The sequence below is a fragment of the Wujia chipingensis genome (genome assembly GCF_014337155.1).
Classification (GTDB): domain Bacteria; phylum Bacillota; class Clostridia; order Lachnospirales; family Lachnospiraceae; genus Coprococcus_C; species Coprococcus_C hominis.
Genome location: NZ_CP060632.1, coordinates 1,251,921 through 1,270,831, shown reverse-complemented (window position 1 = coordinate 1,270,831; position 18,911 = coordinate 1,251,921). Strand labels below are relative to the sequence as shown.

Below are 18,911 nucleotides of genomic sequence, written 5' to 3'. Positions count from 1 at the left end.
AATACTTTACTTTTTTTATGCAAATTGTAAGAAAAAATAGATTACTTTTCTATATTTTTTCAATATTTTTTCTATATTCTGACACCGCTCTGCGAATATCCTCATACTTAAATCCACGACGTGCAAAAAAGGAATACATACGCCGCATCTGTCCTTCATCCGAAAAATCTAAGTTACCATAACGTCTTTCCAGTAAATCATAGATGGTTTCCGCTTCATCAGGCACCAGTTCCATGCATAATTCACGTGTCATCTCTGAATCTACACCTTTACCGGAAAGCTCCATTGTGATTCTTCGTCTGCCTTTTGCACGCATCTGATTCCGAATATACGATGAGGCATATCGTTCATCATCAATGTATCCATAGGACATCAGTTTCTCGACTGCCTCTGCAATCTCTGCTTCCTCATATCCTTTTTCTGCCAGCTTGTCACAAAGCTCCTTCCGGGAGCGATCCCGGAAGGTAAGATAATAAATTGCTGTATCAAATGCACTGTATGTAGTTGGTTGCTTATGACTCTTCGCTCTCTGTCTGTTCTGCATCTACGCCAATCCCACACTTATTCCGTACCTGCTGCTCAATCTCTTCCATCACTTCTGGATTATTTGCAAGATAAAGCTTCGTATTCTCACGTCCCTGTCCGATCTTCTCACCATTGTAAGAGTACCATGCACCTGCTTTGTTGATGATATCGTGCAAAACAGCCAGATCCAGAATATCGCCTTCCTTGGAGATACCCTTACCAAACATAATATCAAACTCTGCTTCCTTGAATGGAGGTGCAACCTTATTCTTTACAACCTTGACTCTTGTACGGTTACCAACAACTTCTCCGCCAACCTTCAATGTCTCAATCCGGCGCACATCCAGACGGACAGATGCGTAGAACTTCAATGCACGACCACCGGTTGTCGTCTCCGGGTTACCAAACATCACACCTACTTTCTCACGAAGCTGGTTGATAAAGATCACCACACAATTAGACTTGCTGATAATACCAGTCAGTTTTCGGAGTGCCTGAGACATCAGTCTCGCATGTAATCCAACATGAGAATCTCCCATCTCGCCGTCAATCTCTGCCTTCGGTACAAGGGCCGCTACAGAGTCCACAATAATTACATCAACCGCACCGGAACGAACCATCGTCTCTGTAATCTCCAGTGCCTGCTCGCCATTATCCGGCTGTGAAATATACAGGTTATCAATATCGACACCTATATGCGCTGCATACGTTGGGTCGAGTGCATGCTCTGCATCAATAAAGCCTGCAATACCACCCATCTTCTGTACTTCAGCAACCACATGCAATGCAACGGTTGTCTTACCACTTGATTCTGGACCATAAATCTCAATAATACGACCTCTTGGCATACCGCCAAGTCCGAGTGCCAGATCCAGACTCAGAGAGCCGGTCGGAACTACATCAATTCCCATATTTGCAGACTGATCTCCGAGCTTCATCACAGAACCCTTACCATACTGCTTCTCGATCTGCGCCAGCGCTGCATCTAATGCTTTCATCTTTTCTTCACTTGCCATACCATAAACCTCCATTATCTTCCATCTATGTTATCAAAACATATGTTCGTTTTTGTTTCTTCTACTATACTACACTTCTGTTCGAAAAGTCAACAAGGAATTCGAACGTTTGTTCATTTTTATTTTCTAAATGTATTTGAAACAATGCGCTGTAAAAATTGTACCCTATACATAATGCAAAGTAAAGCAATTATTTGTTGCATTTTGTTCGATTGTTCTAAATCAGATTCTCTGCTATAATTACGTTAAATATTTTCCGAAATCACTAAAAAAAATAACGAACATATATCAATGGGGTGTTACCATGAAAATAAGCAATAAAATATACCGTGATTACATATATAAGGACGAAGCTGTACTACGTGCACAGTACGATCCGGAATTAGAATTTTATACAACCATCAAATCCGGAAACATTGAGAAGGTAAATGAGCTTTGTCAGGCAAAGATCAGCCACAAAAAAGGATTGGGCGAACTATCCGACACCCCTCTGCAAAGCCTGAAATATCATTTTGCAATCACAATGGCTATGCTTGCCCGCTACTGTATCGAAGGTGGTCTGGATTTGTCCACTTCCTACAGCCTGAGCGATTTTTATATCCACACAGCAGACCGTGCAAATTCGATGGATGAACTCGATGAACTGCACACAACCGCATGCCTGGACTACACCGGCCGCATGAAAAATCTGCGAAAGAAAAAGATTACATCAAAACCAGTAGCCAGATGTATTGATTATATTTATGACCACCTACATACAAAAATCACACTTGCAAATCTTTCAGAACTGACCGGACTGAATTCATCCTATCTTTCCCGTCTTTTCCACAAGGAAACCGGTATGACTGTCAGCGACTATATCCAGCAGACAAAGATTGAAACTGCCAAAAATATGCTGCTTCACTCTTCCTATTCCGCGGCTGAAATTGCTTCGATCCTTGCATTTTCAGATCAAAGCTACTTCTCAGAGGTCTTCAAAAAACAGACAGGACTGACACCAAAACGGTACCAGTCCCTAAATCTGAACGCCTCCGGTCTGCCTGACCGGTAAAATCTATGACATATATAATGTGATTATATTATCCCCGTTTGACATAAGCCACTCGTCTTTCACATAATTATTGAAGATAGTCTGACCATTGATTTCCATGCACTTAAATCCAGACTCTGCATGTCCCGGATTTTTCACCTCAATATGGAGATGCTTTCCGCGGAAATCCTTCTCCACTGTAAATCCGTCCCATTCTGCCGGGATGGATGGTGCTATCCGCAATCCATAGAAATCCGGGCGCATGCCCAGAATACCTTCGACACTGCCAACCATAACTGTTGATGCAGTTCCCGTCAGCCAGTGCACATGGGATCGTCCAAAATGAGGACTTGCCTTACCCTCTGTAAATTGACCATAGCAATAAGGTTCAAGCTTTCTCACTTCTGCTTTATCATTCTGAGCTGCCGGTGAATTCTCCATATAATACTCAAACGCACGGTTTCCATGTCCAAGTAATGCTTCTGCCAGAATCAGCCAGCCCTGTGACTGTGAAAAGATTCCCGCATTTTCCTTTACCCCCTGATTATAGATAACCGCCAGAGCGCCATCAAATGCATGCGCATGGTATGGTGGATCCATAAGTACGGCACCAAACGCTGTATTTAACTGCGTATACACATTCTCCATTGCAGCTTCCGCCTGTGCCTTAGAGGCAAATCCGCTGATAACCGCCCAACTCTGTGGATTCAACCACATATTTGCCTCCGGATCTGTTCTTTTACCGATTACTTCTCCTTTTTCTGTAAAGCCCCTGATAAATCGGTCTTCATTCCAGCAGAGATTCTGAATCACATTCCAGAGATCTTTCTGGCTCTTATCCAGATAAGAAATGTACTCAGAATCATTTTTATACTCAGCGAATTTACGAAGAATCGTCATTGCATAATAAAACTGCAATGCAACAAAGGATGACTCCCCATCTTTTCCAAGCCGCAGGCAGTCATTCCAGTCTGCATAAAGTCCTGCCGGCATGCCATGTCGGCCAAGATGTTTCATAGAGAAATCAATCGCACGTTTCAGATGATCATACACCGTACCTTCATCTTTATTTGCGTAAGGAATCACTTCATCCATAAATGCCAGATTTCCGGTTTCTGTTACATATTTATAAATTGTTGGAAAGAGCCACAATGCATCGTCCGCACGATATGCCGGATGTCCTGTCTCCTTCACATAAGAAGCATCGTCCGGTGTATCCTCATGTCCGGCATTGTGTGTGAACTTCACAAGTGGAAGTCCACCACCATTGGCAACCTGTGCCGAAAGCATAAATCGAATCTTATCTGCTGCCATCTCCGGTGCCAGATGAATAATTCCCTGAATATCCTGCACTGTATCCCGATATCCGTATCCATTTCGAAGTCCACAATAGATGAATGATGCTGCTCTTGACCAGATAAATGTCATGAAGCAGTTATAGGCATGCCAGGTATTAATCATCGAATCAAATTCCTTGCTTGGTGTCTGTACCTGGAAATGTGAGAATTTCTCACCCCAGTAAGTCTTTAACTCAGCCAGTTCCTTCTCACAGACATCCGCTGGATCCGTATAGCTGTTCATAATAGCTTCTGCCTCATCATTTTCCTTTAATCCAAGGATAAACGCAATATTCTTTGTCTCACCCGGCATAAGCTCAACAACTGTGGAAAGCGCGCCACAAGAATTTTCATTATAGCTTAAAGCATTTCCAAGATCTCCGTTTACCACGCCATCCGGATTGCCATAGCCATTACATCTTCCAATAAATACTTCCTTATCCCCACAATAGGAAGAAACATCTGCACCGGCAAGTCCGAAGATCCGGTCTGTCGGACGCTTATCATCTACTGTCTCACCAGCTCCGAGTACATCCAGATTCCCATGCACCGTCTGGCGAATCCGGTTTTCTACAAAGCTTGTCCTGGAAATAAATAATGAATACTGCAGATTCACCTGATCCTGCTCATAATTGCTGTTGTTTGTAAATTCTGCATATCCGGTCAGGGTGAGATTTCTCTTTTCAGAACCATTGTTTGTTACTTTCAGATTCCATACTTCATATGTCTTATTCAATGGCACATAATACAATGCCTCTGTGTGAATATCACTGTAATCTGCCATAATCTTCGTATACGAAATACCATGATGGCACTCACTCTTATACGTATCCAGGCTCTTTCCTACCGGCTGCCAGGATGCAGACCAGTAATCTTTGCTGTCATTGTCTCGAATGTAAATGTAACGTCCCGGCTGATCGAAATTATTGAATACATAGCGCAGGATTCTGCCATTCGCACCAGACTTTGCGAAACTGTAACCACCTGCATTGTTTGAAATCAAAGCACCATATTCCGGGGAGCCTAAGTAGTTCGCCCAAGGTGCCGGTGTCTTGGGATTTGTAATTACATACTCCCGATTCTCATTGTCAAAATAACCAAACTGCATACCAAATCTCCTTTTCTTTTTTGTTTTCCATGATATAGTCAATGCCCATATACTTTCACTTTGATACCGTATCATTTAACCTATAAATATATTATATCAGATTCTTGCATGCATTTGTATTGTTATTTTGATATTATTATGGTAATTTTTACGTGTGTAGAAATACATATATCTTTCAAAAATTTTGTAAGAAACCAGCAAAAGAAATGCCCCGCATGTTCTTCAACATACAGGGCATTTCTTATATCTTACTAATGTTTCTTCTTTGAAGAAGCGGCCATCTCCGGCTGATCTGCGTTATGATTTGCTGTTGCACAAACCTTCGGCATAACTTTCTTTTTCTTCAATGGATGTTTTGGATTCTTGTCCATATCTCACACTTCCTTCCCTTACTTTACGTTAAGTTTCAAAGTCGATTGTGTATATGGTGTAGATTTATATGCACCGCAGCTACATTCTCATAGATTATTCAATGGCAATGTAGTTATTCTGCGCAATGGCTTTTGCTTCCTTCTTCGGAATTGACAACTGCAGGATACCATTCTCAAACTTTGCATGGATATCTTCCTGCTTAATCTCATCGCCAACATAGAAGCTTCGCATCATGCTGCCTGCATAACGTTCACGGCGGATATACTTACCGGTCTTCTTATCCTTCTCATCCTTATCCAGACCCTTCGCAGCGGATATCGTAATGTATCCATCATGCAGCTGTGCATTGACTTCGTCCTTCTTGAATCCAGGTAAGTCAATATCAACTTCATAGGAATCATCTGTCTCACGGACATCTGTCTTCATCATGTTCTTCGCATGCTTACCATACAGCGGATTCTTCGCTGGCCGGAGTTCCTTGTCAAACTCCTTCTCAAAATCGTCCATCCAATCGTCAAACAAATTTTCTCCAAAAATACTAGGTGTAAACATAAGTCATATCTCCTTTCATACTTAAACAACCAATGCCTACGGTATTCTTTAAGCACTATCAGAGAAATCTGAGGTGTCGTTTGAATATCACAACTTTGCAATCTCTAAGGGATTTCTTCTATTCATCTTTCCTTTTCTTTTCCCTTTCTTGATTGTGACTATACTATACACCCGGTTATTAGCACTGTCAAGATGTGAGTGCTAATTTTATTGTGAACCTTTTGTGAAGTGTGCACCCAATATTTTTTACCATTATTGCCGGATCTGTTCGAGTATAAATGGATCCTTGATCTTCTTATCTTCGGCAAAGAATAATATCTTTGTCAGCACTTCCGATGTCTTCGGATCATCGTCCACAAATGGCAGGAATATCCGTCCGCGCCGCTGCGAATGCACCGGAAGTACATTGATCATAGGTCCCGCCTCCTGATGGACTACGCCACTGCCAAGATGCACGGTATAGTTCGCACGTGCGCCGTGAATCACCGCATGATTCTTTGTAAATGTAACATTTGTAAGCTTGAAGAGCGGCATCGTGAATTCCGCGATTGCCTTCCGCATCTCCACGGTCGAATGCGATGTCTCCGGATCTACGCCTCCTGCATGTGCCACGCTCACTGCCAGATCCACGTCGCGCATAACTTCCGAGAATATGATATCCGGAATCTCACGAATCTTTAGATCCTTTCCTGTCTTTCGATCAGTGAACACAACCCATTCCAGTGTTGGGGATTCGATATCTGCCGGCGAAAACCAATCCGCTAGTGCATAGATTCTCGCTACGATATTTTCCTTGTAATATACCTTCTGCAAGCCTTCCTCGATATCGGCAACCCAGTGTCTTGTTCTCAGGCACGCAACCGTCTTCTTCGGCTGGATCTGATTGCCCGCATAACGCAAGGAGCGCTCCATGTTAAGCTCTTCTTCCGTCTTCACATACAGCTCGCGGAACACCTGCTTAAACGGCTGGATGATCTGGTTGTCAAACACATATTTCTGAATCGTATGCCACATGCCCTGCTTATACATCTGAAATGGATGCGCCACCGTCAGTAATGTATCGTCGGATGGCTCGATATGATGCAAACCTATAATATCCATGCCTTTCGCTGTGACAAATCCAAATACAGCCTGTTCCTCCTGCGTATGATCTGACACACCGCCACCATCCATCACACGGAACACAAGTGCCGCCACCAGATCGTGAATCACAGGATTTTCAAGCATGCCCTGAATCTCCGCATACGTGTATGTCTCCTGACTCTCCATCGCATCTTCCAACATCGCCCTCGTGCGGCGTGCCTGCTCTGCCATCTGCTTCTTCGCCTCGGTAATCGCCACAATATATTCATCCTTCTTAAGCTTCGCCGGAACAGACTTCAGCTGCTTGCCATTTTTCTCCACAAGCAGGGCACATTTGCCGCCATCTTCCATCTCAAGCCATACGGATACTTCTCCGACTTCGTGCGGTTTGAAATAGTCTGCCATACCCTGTGCCACCAGACTCTCCATCCGTAGGATCAGTCTCGTCACATCCTGATAGCCTGCATTGATTGCCATATTCTGCAATGCAATCTGCACGGCAGCCGCCTCGCTGGCTCTCCGCTGGGCACCAAACTGTTTGCTCTCCTTCTTGAACTTCTGCAGGAACATATACCGTTCTTTGATCTGCGTCTCATCGGCAATCGGCAGGATTCCGACTGCCATCAACAGGTCTTTATTCCGCTTTGCCTCGATCTCACTCATCAGCTCTGTCTCATTATATTTGCCGAGTGCCGCATCCGCGTATTTTCTCGCTCTTGCATGTTTGGCACCATCGGAGATATACTTCGCCGCCTTATATATGAGCGTAAAATGCTTCTCTCCAAGTTTCTCGTACACTTCCGTAAACCACGCCCGGTCAAATGCACCATCGTTTAATTCCTCGACCGAAAGCGGCGTATAGCGCGCGATCATCGCCGTCCGCTTGTTGTCAAACGACTCATTCATATGTGCCATGAAATAATAACATCCGGCTGTAAATCCATCCCAGCCAAGATAATCACCCACAATATCAATCCACTCCGGCGAATACATTGCCGCCTCAACTAAACGTGCCTCGCTGATATCCGTCCCTTTCAGATGTGCGCCAAGCGTCTGCGCACTGTCATTGACATCCGGCAGACACGCCTGCAACAGATGCGACAGGCTGTTCTTCTTGCTCACACTTCGTCTGACACTGGAGCTGTAACTGCTGTTAAAATACGTCGACCGTTCCAGCGTCTCCTTGCCGAGTGCCGACAGAATCCGCACAAAATACGCCGCACCGTAGATTCTCGTCAGCCCATACACATACTGGGAAAATGCAGTCTCGGTATCGCCACGTGTAAGCTCTGCCTCCATGACAAGCCCTGCCATAGCCTGATACAGTTCTTTCGCAGTATCCACGCTCGCCTGATCCGTCTCGGACAGCTCCTTCGCTGGATTGTGCAGCAGCATTTTCCGCACATGCTCCAGCCGATTGCCCACTGTCCAGCTCCACTCGCAGCCTCTTGTCTGCACCTGTCTGTCCCGCTCGGTCATATACCGCACAATGTCAGACAGACACTTCAGGCTTACATCCATCCGATTGCCCTCAAACGCCATCTTATACAGGTAGTCCTGGCTGATCAGTCCCCTCGTATATGCTGCAATGTACGTCGAAAGCTCCGGCACGCGCATGATCTTACCGACATTTACCCAATAATAGCCATTTCCATCATTCGCAACCTCATCCGGGATCTTGAAATTAAGGCATTTCGCAAGTGCATAATTGTATGGGAAGAGACGCAGAAACTCCGTATCATTTTCTGCCGCCTGTGCCGAGTCTGCCTCCACATCATTTGCACTTCCATATTCCGCATAGCCCGGCGCAATATACGCTGTGATAACCATGATCTGCTCCTGTGTAAGCACGCTTCTATAACAAATGATTTCCTTCTTAGAAGCCGGATTTACTGTCTTCTTCTCCTGCACAAGCGCATCCTTGCGCGAGAGCAGATAATCCGCAGCCACAGCCGCCAGCTTCCTTCTGTCACTTTCCGGCACATATTTGTTATAAAGTTCGCGCAGGATCGTCTGCATCTGCGACATGTAACCGTAGGTCGGCAGCTCCTCGTAATACCTGCTTCCATACAGATCTTCCACAAAGCTCTTGCAATACTGTTTAAAATACGCTTTATCGGAATTATAGCCATTCACATAAATATAGATCTGCAGGCACGCTTCCGGCGTCTGTATCTCTTTCCTGTAGAAATCTTCCCAGAGCTCCGGAAATGGTATGTCCCCACTCCAATATCCGAACCGTTCTCCAAGCATACGTACTTCGCCGTTTTCACTCTCATATTCATCGTTCTTATGTGCATCAAACAGTGCGTCCAATTCTCGAAGCACATGATGGATGCCGACCGTATCCGGTTCCGAGTTCTTCCCGGAAGTAAATTTCGCCCTGAGCTTCGCCAATACACCGGCACTCTTCCCGGCATTTCCTGTCGCAATCCCGCTCTCCGGGAAATAACGCCGGTATACATCCTTACATACTTCCAGATACGCAGAATCAAAGACCGGATCATACGCCGCATTTACATCATAGAGTCCGTATCCTTCTTCTGCATCTGCCTGTTCTGCATGCGTATTCCGGATCTCCCGGATCAGGATCTGCTCCTTCGTCGATATATTTGCTACTGACTGCGCCATATAGTCGATCTGTGCCACACATTTTGCAAATGTCTGCTGCCGCTTCTCGTCCTTCTTCAACTGGAGCAGCAGATCCAAACCTGCCGTGCGCTTCTCTTCCTTCGCATCTGTGAGCAGTCTGCCGATCAGACCATCCAGCTTCTCCTCATCCATCTGATAGAGGATGGAAAGCACCGTCTCTCGGATGTCGGATTTCTTATACTTGAGCATGTTCTCAAGCTGCATATAGTTCTCCGGTGCCAGCTTCATCTTCTTCACAAGCTTCGCTGCTTCCTGTCTCGTATATGTCTCCTTGTCTGCTACCGCATCCACGAGAATCTCACGCTGGCGGGCATTTGCAGGCTCCCGGATCAAAAATAGCATCAGCGTATCCCTGCCGTACCGCGATACATCGATATCGCCCAGCATCTCCGCAATCTCTGTAATCTTATCCTCATCCCGAAGTGCGCTGGCACACACAGCAAGCCGGAAAATCAGGTCGGATCTGTCCAAATATGCCACATTCCAAGGGAATACACACGGGTTGATTTCCAACCGCTTACCAGATATCTGACGCAGAATCCCCATTAAGCGATCATAGGCCTTCAGACACTCTTCCCGGCTATCAAAATATTTCCCAACATCCGCATAATTCATCTTCTGCAGTGTTCCGTTATATCGTCTGCCCTTCTCATAGACAAGATTAAGTATATACGACTGGAGATCCGGCATGAGACATGGCATGATCACCGCCATCGTGTCAAGCTCATCCGAAAACTGCTTCACGAATTCCTTTGCAATGCCATGTACATACACCCTGCCTAAGTGCATCGCCTCCATATACATGCCGAACACCATGCGCTGGTGTCGCGTCCCGGATAACGCAATCTCTCCCATGCGCTCACATGCATCGTCCACATCGTAAAATCCATAGCACCAGAGTGCCAGATAGATTTCCATCGCATCTTCGCTTCTAAGTGCCTGTGCTCTGGCATTCTCATCCTGCAAATAGGTATCGATGATATATAGCTGCTTCTCCTGAATCCGGTCGATCTTGCTCTCCTCATTTGCGATCAGTCCGGTCCATGTGGCAACCGCCCTAAGCACGGACGCATACCGGAGCATATCATTGTCCTTCACGACACGGAATAACGACTGAAAAGCTTCCGCGGTTCCGTAATCCATATTCTCGCAGATTGCCTGACGCAATCCTTCCTGCAGACGCGCAGCCAAAAGCAGCTTGCCCAGTGCCTCGTGCAGCCGGGTATTTCCGCTCATGCAGATGCCACGGATGATCTCCACGGACAGCTTCGTCTGCGCACTCTCGCCAAATAAGATATCCATGATGATTGCTTCTAACTTCTCATTTCCGCGGTCTAACTCCGCCTGAATCCAGTATTCCGATACAGCCTGACGTCCATTTGTACTCTGATCCCGATAATAGCACAGCACATCCTGCGGCAGCTGCTCCGTGTAGACTGACACGAGATCGGTTCCGTAAATTCCCATGTCATGATACGTGTTCATGATGTGGAAATAACGCCCCATAAATGCCCGGTAGTGCTTGATTCGCACCGTTCTTCTGTAATAAGACTCGCTCGCCTGCCATTTCGTAATGCTATCGATCGTGCAGCAGAAATCATCAATCAGATGCTCCGGTATCCATCCCGGCATCTGCTTTAATTCCTTCCGGAAGAATTCCGATGGCAGGCTGCCCGATTTCGCCAAATGCTTATCCAGCCGCTTTCCGACTTCCGTCAGCTGCGTCACGCCGTTATATTTGCTGCATTCTGCAAGCAACGCCTGAATCTCCGCGCTGTAAGACGCTTTCAAAGCCAGGTCTGCCTCATTGCGCGCAAGCTTAAAATCATTCGCGATCTTCGCCTGCACTTCCAACTCCTGCTTCGTCTTCTTGTCTTCTGCCATATGTAACCCCTTTCAACATATACGCTTGTGGTAAGACTCTGTTCACCCAATCCTGTAATTTCCTACCACATCCTGCCCGCCAACATCGTCAGACGGATAAATGTAACCGTATCGCCCTCTTGTAACTCCAGCTTCTCATCTAATTCCGTAAGTTCCGTGTCCCCTAAGAATACCCGGAACAAGCCATCCTGAAACCCAAGTATCGCCATCTCTATAGACTTCCCAACATCCGGCGCCTTCTCACCATACACGATGCCGAAAGCAATCTTCCCAATCTGCGCCATATCGTCGATCTGCGCATTGGAAAGCACTGCTTCGCCCCGGTTCATCGCCTCGATATATCTGCTCACACAAAGTTTCACCGTCTCTGCAATCAGCTCCCGCAGGCTGCCCGGTGCCGCCGCATAGGTAAATGGCACCTGATCCACCGTATTCCTGCGCTTGCCAAGCTGTTTCATATTCATGTATAAAACCATGTACTACCCCCGTTTAACCTTGTCATTCGTAACCATCCAATATCATCACCTTATGCAGTCTTCACACATCTTCTCAATCCAATCACGTCGGATAATATCCCGCTTCCACGCTTTCGGAATCGCATCATATCCATAATATAATCCTGCCAGTCCACCAGCAATTGCCGCCGTCGTATCCGTATCATGTCCAAGATTTACCGCTTTTAAGACACAATCCTTATAACTTGCTGTCATAAGCAAGCACCAGAACGAAGCTTCGATAGATTCTATCACATATCCGCCACTCTTAATCTCACTCTTCGGCAGCCTCTGTAATATCTGCAAATTTCGAATACGGCTGAAATGCTGTAACTCGGCTCTGCATTTCTCTATTTGATCATAATAGGAAAATGCCGCATCTACACCTGCCTGTAACCAATCTGATATAGAACCAATTCGATCCATACATGATCGAACACAGAAATAATAAATTCCACACGCCATCTTGCTTCGAACATGCGCATGTGTAAGTGCAGACACGGCATGAATCATAGATATCGCGTCTTCATCCATCATCTTTTCTTCTTCCTGCAACTTTGCCAGATAAATACACACTGGAAGAATACGCATCAAAGAGCCATTTCCGTTGCTGTATTCATCCGATAGACCACAGCTTGTTACATCATTTGACTTCCTGTAATTCTGGATTGCCATATGGCAGGTAATCCCCTCATCAAACGTCTCACCAAATGGCGTGAACTCTCCCTGTTGTTCCCATGAGACAAAATTAGCCATAATTTTATCTAGATTAATACCCTCTCGCAATACATCCAATGTTGCCAACGCCATGCTGCTATCATCGGACCAGCTGCCTTTCGGTACATTATATGTGCCGTGTCCGGTCATTCCCGTAACAGGTTTCTTTGATAGTTCTTCTCCACTCACAAACTCTACCGGCACACCAAGTGCATCACCAACGACTAAGCCCATCATACCATCTAAATATGGATTTGCTGTGATACGCTTCATCACTTTTCCCCCTTGATTTAAGAATTCTTAATCCATATAAAACTGTCTCGCATTGTCATTTTCCACTCGCATTAAAAGTCGATAATATGTCCAACTTAATTCGCTACGCAGTGCGTAGCCATTTGGAAAGGTCAATTTACTGTGAACCTTTGCGACGTACACACTCATTAAGTTACTACTCTATCAGAACTTCACAACCTTCGGTTCCTGTGTAAATGAAGAAAATGTAGCTGTCGCGTTCTTGAAATAAAATACTTCTGTGTTGCCATCATCTGCAGAGTACATCTTCTGCAGGGACGGATATGCGTCGAGCATCGACTGTCTCGCCTCTCTGCGGTCATCCTCAACAAGCTCACCTGCGACACGCAGCCATTCTCCGCCCTTAAATGCACAGATCTCTACCTTCGGATTCGCATGAATCTGCTTCGAAACTGCCTTCGACTTGCCTGTCTGGATATAGAGCTTTCCTTCAAAAATATGAGCCGTGCCAAATGGTCGTACTCTCGGCTGGTCACCCTCGACCGTTGCCAGATAATATGTATCTGCTTCCTTCAAAAATTTTGCTACCTGTTCCATGTGGTTGTCCTCCTGTAATTATGTCAATCTATTTATTCTTCAGGCATTCAACTGCCCAATTCATATCAACGATATAATCCCGCTTGCCATCGCCCTTGGAGTCAATATACTCGGCCTTGACTGCATCATACACCTTCTGGGAAAATGGACTGTTGCCCAATACGCCATTCTTCAACCGGATCACAAATCGTTCCGGCTTTCCCTTGGTGATCTCTAAGAATATATCTCCAACCTCCAGATCCGGATTCGTCTGCGACAAATGCGCCACCATCATAACCTTCATGATCTCAACGACGCGGTCATCGAGTCCTATATCGAAGATATATGCTTTCTCCCGGAGCTGATTCTGAGAATGAACCACTCTGCATGTATAGTCCGTACTCTCCATGCCCGGAAGCATGTCACCATTCTCCATCTTGTCAAATGTATCTAAAATCTCCTTCTCATCTTCCTTCGAGATTGCATAATAAATCATCAGCTGCTTCTCCATCTGATGATACAAAAGTCCGTAATTAACATAATGGACTTTCTTGCATTTCGGGCAGGTATACGCAAATAACTCGCCAGACAAAAGATCCTCCTTCGCCTGTGGGTTCAATTTCGTATTGATGCTCTGCCATATTGTAAATTCGCCTTCTGTGCCACAATCCGGGCATTTGATTTTCTGTGTGTTTTTTAGGGACATGGGGTTCTCCTTTGGTTTTTATTTTTGTGTTATTATTCTTTCCATTGTGTTTTCTTTGCTATATCTGTCAAAAGTTCTCCTTTATACGTAAAATAAGATGGTCCTGAAATATTACTATATCCCTTAATTTTTTTCATTATAGCAGTAAGTGACGTAAGTTCGTTGTTATATAATACCTTATGTCCACCTTTTATTATTGCAACCACTTGAGGATTTTCAGTACACACAAGCTCATCGCCATCTTTTAAGCCACATTTATAGAAATCTATTGCAGGTTTTCTTGTAACCTGATATGACTTACTTCCATCAGTCAGCTTTACTTTTCTTAGTTTGTCTTGTGACCCGCTAATTACAGCAATTGCTTCTAATAATTCAAACGCATCTTCTGGTGACATGATGAAAAATTCTCGATTTTTTGATACTCGTAAATCAGGATTTAAGTTATCTATCATTTTATGAAGCTTTTTATCTTCAAGATTTCCTGGTGTTTCATATGTTGCATATATCTCATATTCATAAGGTAATGCTGTCGTACTTAATTGTTGTCTTCGCAATTCTACATCTGTAGCATAGCCGATTTTTACCATATCCCGCAATGCTGGATTTGTCATAATGTATATATATCCCATACGAACCTCCTTACTTTTTCTTTCTCAATGTCCATAGCAGAAAACTATCAATTGAGCGGGGCATTTCGTATGTTCCTAATTTTTCATACAGATACTCCTGAAGCTCAAGCATCCGACATACAAAGTACCCATACTCGTGATCATAGTCAGACACATTCACCAAAAATTTCTTATCTGGTATCTTCACCAGTTTTCCAATACTCTTTATGGCTCGACTGTCATAAATGAAAAATTTCTCCGGACAATGAAAATGCAAATACTTTGATGCAAGGGATCTCTTTTTTAATCCAGTCATTTTACCGAAAGTATCCGTCAAAAACTTATGCGTGCTTAGAATCTCTTTAACATCATCTACTATATGTCCTGTACTCTCTTGTAATCTTGTAATCCGATCATCTAGCTCTGATCCAATCTCCAACATTTTCGAGGCAACAACATCGTAATAAAAGTCATCATTGTCATCTACTGCATTCTTTCGTCTCTCAATAGCTGCAGCATAACTTCTGCCAATGAGCCAAACCTTTCCCACAATGACATCTATTTCTTTATGCTTCGGTTCTTCTTTGCACATACGATAAAGAATACGGTTTCCATACTCCCAACGCGAATCGGATTGGCTTAGGTAATCGTTATAAAGATTTTCTATTTCTTTTGTAATCACAATTTTTCCTTTCCTTCTCTGAATTTGAAAAATACCATCTCCAAAACCAAACTTGCCTGCAATAAATATGCCACATATATAACTTTCATCATTTCAGCGACATGAAATCATGCCTGTTTTTCCATAATTTTTCTTCGCTTAGATTTTGATTTTATATTTCCTCTGGCTTCATATTATGCCCTGCGTCACATTTTATATATAGACCATACTTACCAACTTTCGCTGTCATATCGCACTTATGAATTGGACACTTAACATGTTTTATTAACATATAATGGTTTATATCATCAGGCTTAAGCAGATGTATCTTTTTGCATTCTTTACACCATAATATGGTCTTTCCGCTTTTTCCCTTCGTCATTCTCAAAGGCTTCTTACAATCTGGACATTTTATATTTTTTGAAACATATTCTGATAATCCTCCCGTTCCATTCGGATCATCTGTTGGCGTTTCCGGACGCGGTAATAATTGCTTTTTACCTTTGTCTGTTTCCCTGTACTCCAAATCAGACAACGAACGAATTAATTCAGCAGTGTGTTTTCCATCTAATCTGCACACAATTGGACATACTGTATTATATTCATCTGCTCCGTCTTTAAATTTCCATGAAGCATCTGGCACACCATACCAAGTGATTTTTTCATCAATCATTACTAGAGGAAAAACTGCATTGTTTGTTCCCCATGTATATTTTTTCCATGCGTCTGGCAAAGCGGCATAATCATTACACTTAATCAACACCTGTATTCCCTGTTGTTTCTTTTCTGCAAGCAACTGACATATTACGCTTTCAGACTCTGGATTCAACTTACCACACGGAAGTGAAATCACAATCTTACCTCGTGCGCTTCTGATATCTTTCAAAAAAATATCCATATATACATTCGCATTCAAATAAAATGTCGGTCCACCCTTCAAAGATAATTCATCAACCAATGCTTCAAGCGTTCTATCTTTCTCATGACGAACTGTATTCCCCTTATCCTTCAAATAAGATATTAAACGATAAAATAAATGCGTCGTATTTTCATAGTTATTGCTCCAAAACTTTGAATTGGCAACTGTCACCAATTTTCCCTTTGCTCTAGTTACCGCAACATTGATAAGCCGTTTTATAGAATTAAAATCTTTTCCCATCAACCATCCTGGCTTTCTCGATGGATAACTTTCTACTGCATCAAAAATAACAACGTCACTCTCTGATCCCTGAAACTGATGAACTGTCGCACATCTGATCTGTGTATCATTATGTTCTCTATAATCCAGTTCCATCGCACGGACAAGTCGAGTCTGTGCCGCATATGGGGTAATAATACTTACAGTTTCAACATTTTTCTCTGTCTTTACCGCTATTGCAAACGAAATCATTGCACTTAAAATATTAAATCTTGAATTATCTGCATTCTTTGATGCCGCACAATAACATCCAGATAAATCAATCAGGTTAATTGCCTGTTTGCTAAATAATTCTGCATTTACTATTTCATTACGGTTCGTCCTTGTATCTGGATGATTCAAAAGCATACCACCATATACATATTGATTTGAAAAACCTGCAATTTGAGGATGCATACGTCTCTGCTCATTCAGCATTACGAGCCACGGATGATAATATACATGTCCACTTCTGTTAATCCCTAAATAGGCAAATATGTCCTGACACAAAATATCTTTCTTCTCCGACTGAGCAATTGGAGCCAGCTGCATAAAATCACCAACACAGATAAAATGCTCTCTTGCGAATGTTACCGCACAAACAACCTGCAGAACATACGCCATACTCACCTCATCGAACATAACAACATCATATTTTTTATTATCAAAGATGCCATCAATCACAATTTTTGAAATAGTTGTTGCAACAACAGAAGCCTCGCTTACATAATGCTGTTCCTGTTCTCTAATGGCAGACCGAATCTTTCCAATATCTTCTCTGATTTCAATCACACGCGGATTATCCAATCCTTTTGTATGCTTCAGCTTGTCATATTCAGCTTGCAATTTATCCAACTTCTCATTTAATACCGGATTTTTTGTAACAGTATAGTAAAAAGAATTCACATAAGGGTTTTTATTCAATTCTTCATCTCGTACATATCCATATCGAAGAATCTTCCCTGCTTTTAATGCTGCGGTTTGATTGTTTTTCCTCAGCAGTTCATCTATCTTCTTTGCTACACCATCCACTGAAACATTGCTATGTGATACAATCAGTACAGTTTTTCCTGCATTTATAGAATTAATAGCCAGTTCTGCCATCGTATGCGTTTTTCCTGTTCCTGGTGGTCCCCAAACAACACATATCGGTTCCGACATAGCCTTTTCGATAACTGCATCATGTCCTTTCGGAATTTGTTTGCCTGATTCTTTTGTCGCCAATTTAGGTCCATCTTTCATGATACGAGAGGCCATCTTATTTTTCCCAAGACTTATCCCTGCCCTGAGTTTTTCCTGCAATGCCTCCAAAAGTTTCCATGGTTCAACACGTATCAATGCATTTCCGATCCGCTCACCTATATTTGATTTCAACTGTACTATAATCTGAAAATCCTCACACATTAATACAGTTCCGCTAGCCCGAAACAAACCGGTTGATATGTCAATTGGCGCATCATCCGAAATATGTAACTCTGTTTCAAGATCAAAAATGTATGAGAATATACCTTTCGCTTTTGAAACCAATTTACCATTTGTGACCTTATATTTCCGTCCGCCCTCATGCATCAAATACAATTTTTCTGCATTCAATGCTTTCAGGTATGTATCCATCTCCGGAATATCTTCTACACGAATATTATCATTGTCTATATTCTTTGCATCTTCGGATAATTTGTCACCATCCATATCCAGACTTTTTTGCTTTACAATACTTAATCTATCAGAAACGGCTTTTATAAAAACTTCTTCGTCTTCTTTTCGCATCGTGTCGTAATTTACATCTAAAAGTTTCCCCTTCGAATCACTTCCAAAAGCAAACACCACGTTCGTTATTTCACCTGTTTCAGACAAAAACATAAGCTGCAATCTCGAATTCTTCATCCAGATTCTCTTCTTATCCTGATGTATCGAAATATTCATGGATTGCGCCATTTTCTTTGTAACATCAAAATAATGCTCGTGCCCCTCGTCAGAGTGTTCAACTCCAAATCTATCTGATAGTATTGCTTTCGAATAAATTATTTTATCAGTTTGTCCCTTTTTATACTCAAATTTAAATGAAATTTGCACATGATCATCAAATTCTAGATATGATGGTAAATGTATTTTGAATGTACTTTTCTCATATGATGGATTCATGAAATCCCCCCTATCTTTA

General features: G+C 43.2%; 13 protein-coding genes. 1 reads left to right on the top strand and 12 read right to left on the bottom strand.

What is annotated here, in order from left to right; all coding sequences use genetic code 11:
• Positions 1 to 49: 49 nt before the first annotated feature.
• Together H9Q76_RS05960 and recA are read right to left on the bottom strand one after the other, a co-directional pair.
• Positions 50 to 544, bottom strand: coding sequence for a regulatory protein RecX (locus H9Q76_RS05960; RefSeq protein ID WP_118373603.1), 495 nt, complete (start codon positions 542 to 544; stop codon positions 50 to 52).
• Positions 513 to 1,541 (bottom strand): recombinase RecA, encoded by a 1,029-nt coding sequence (gene recA, locus H9Q76_RS05955; protein WP_021986052.1) that lies wholly within the window; start codon positions 1,539 to 1,541, stop codon positions 513 to 515. The genes H9Q76_RS05960 and recA overlap by 32 nt, the downstream gene beginning before the upstream one ends.
• A 304-nt stretch (positions 1,542 to 1,845) precedes the next feature.
• Between recA and H9Q76_RS05950 the strand changes: the two genes are divergently transcribed.
• On the top strand, positions 1,846 to 2,592 hold the full coding sequence (locus tag H9Q76_RS05950; protein WP_249321825.1) for a helix-turn-helix domain-containing protein: 747 nt from the start codon (positions 1,846 to 1,848) through the stop codon (positions 2,590 to 2,592).
• Positions 2,593 to 2,595: 3 nt separating this feature from the next.
• Here H9Q76_RS05950 and H9Q76_RS05945 read toward each other — a convergent pair whose 3' ends face one another.
• The 10 genes from H9Q76_RS05945 to H9Q76_RS05900 all read right to left on the bottom strand — a co-directional run bounded on the left by H9Q76_RS05945 (position 2,596) and on the right by H9Q76_RS05900 (position 18,892).
• Positions 2,596 to 5,016, bottom strand: a complete 2,421-nt coding sequence (locus H9Q76_RS05945) for a GH36-type glycosyl hydrolase domain-containing protein (protein WP_117780227.1) — start codon at positions 5,014 to 5,016, stop codon at positions 2,596 to 2,598.
• Between the two features lie 465 nt (positions 5,017 to 5,481).
• Positions 5,482 to 5,940: an Hsp20/alpha crystallin family protein gene (locus tag H9Q76_RS05940; protein ID WP_195540754.1), complete on the bottom strand. Its 459-nt coding sequence runs from the start codon at positions 5,938 to 5,940 to the stop codon at positions 5,482 to 5,484.
• Between the two features lie 252 nt (positions 5,941 to 6,192).
• Complete coding sequence (locus H9Q76_RS05935) at positions 6,193 to 11,559, bottom strand: DUF4132 domain-containing protein (RefSeq protein ID WP_249321824.1); 5,367 nt, start codon at positions 11,557 to 11,559, stop codon at positions 6,193 to 6,195.
• A gap of 62 nt (positions 11,560 to 11,621) precedes the next feature.
• A complete protein-coding gene (locus tag H9Q76_RS05930; RefSeq protein ID WP_118373606.1) occupies positions 11,622 to 12,035 on the bottom strand; it encodes a hypothetical protein in 414 nt (137 codons plus the stop codon).
• Between the two features lie 45 nt (positions 12,036 to 12,080).
• Positions 12,081 to 13,043, bottom strand: coding sequence for an ADP-ribosylglycohydrolase family protein (locus H9Q76_RS05925; protein ID WP_249321823.1), 963 nt, complete (start codon positions 13,041 to 13,043; stop codon positions 12,081 to 12,083).
• 183 nt (positions 13,044 to 13,226) lie between these two features.
• Positions 13,227 to 13,619, bottom strand: a complete 393-nt coding sequence (locus H9Q76_RS05920) for a pyridoxamine 5'-phosphate oxidase family protein (RefSeq protein WP_117780230.1) — start codon at positions 13,617 to 13,619, stop codon at positions 13,227 to 13,229.
• 28 nt (positions 13,620 to 13,647) lie between these two features.
• Entirely contained in the window at positions 13,648 to 14,304 is a 657-nt protein-coding gene (locus H9Q76_RS05915) for a CpXC domain-containing protein (RefSeq protein ID WP_118373607.1), read from the bottom strand.
• 32 nt (positions 14,305 to 14,336) lie between these two features.
• The gene (locus H9Q76_RS05910) at positions 14,337 to 14,933 is read right to left on the bottom strand and encodes a GIY-YIG nuclease family protein (RefSeq protein ID WP_118373608.1); all 597 of its coding nucleotides are present in this window, start codon (positions 14,931 to 14,933) and stop codon (positions 14,337 to 14,339) included.
• 10 nt (positions 14,934 to 14,943) lie between these two features.
• Positions 14,944 to 15,594 (bottom strand): hypothetical protein, encoded by a 651-nt coding sequence (locus tag H9Q76_RS05905; RefSeq protein ID WP_118373609.1) that lies wholly within the window; start codon positions 15,592 to 15,594, stop codon positions 14,944 to 14,946.
• Positions 15,595 to 15,745: 151 nt separating this feature from the next.
• Positions 15,746 to 18,892, bottom strand: a complete 3,147-nt coding sequence (locus H9Q76_RS05900; protein ID WP_182428788.1) for an AAA domain-containing protein — start codon at positions 18,890 to 18,892, stop codon at positions 15,746 to 15,748.
• Positions 18,893 to 18,911 lie beyond the last annotated feature (19 nt).

Coding starts and splice junctions, on each gene's coding strand:
- H9Q76_RS05945 (WP_117780227.1), bottom strand. CDS start 5,016: ATGCAGTTTGGTTATTTTGACAATGAGAATCGGGAGTATGTAATTACA.
- H9Q76_RS05900 (WP_182428788.1), bottom strand. CDS start 18,892: ATGAATCCATCATATGAGAAAAGTACATTCAAAATACATTTACCATCA.
- H9Q76_RS05925 (WP_249321823.1), bottom strand. CDS start 13,043: ATGAAGCGTATCACAGCAAATCCATATTTAGATGGTATGATGGGCTTA.
- H9Q76_RS05920 (WP_117780230.1), bottom strand. CDS start 13,619: ATGGAACAGGTAGCAAAATTTTTGAAGGAAGCAGATACATATTATCTG.
- H9Q76_RS05940 (WP_195540754.1), bottom strand. CDS start 5,940: ATGTTTACACCTAGTATTTTTGGAGAAAATTTGTTTGACGATTGGATG.
- recA (WP_021986052.1), bottom strand. CDS start 1,541: ATGGCAAGTGAAGAAAAGATGAAAGCATTAGATGCAGCGCTGGCGCAG.
- H9Q76_RS05915 (WP_118373607.1), bottom strand. CDS start 14,304: ATGTCCCTAAAAAACACACAGAAAATCAAATGCCCGGATTGTGGCACA.
- H9Q76_RS05950 (WP_249321825.1), top strand. CDS start 1,846: ATGAAAATAAGCAATAAAATATACCGTGATTACATATATAAGGACGAA.
- H9Q76_RS05960 (WP_118373603.1), bottom strand. CDS start 544: ATGCAGAACAGACAGAGAGCGAAGAGTCATAAGCAACCAACTACATAC.
- H9Q76_RS05935 (WP_249321824.1), bottom strand. CDS start 11,559: ATGGCAGAAGACAAGAAGACGAAGCAGGAGTTGGAAGTGCAGGCGAAG.
- H9Q76_RS05930 (WP_118373606.1), bottom strand. CDS start 12,035: ATGGTTTTATACATGAATATGAAACAGCTTGGCAAGCGCAGGAATACG.
- H9Q76_RS05910 (WP_118373608.1), bottom strand. CDS start 14,933: ATGGGATATATATACATTATGACAAATCCAGCATTGCGGGATATGGTA.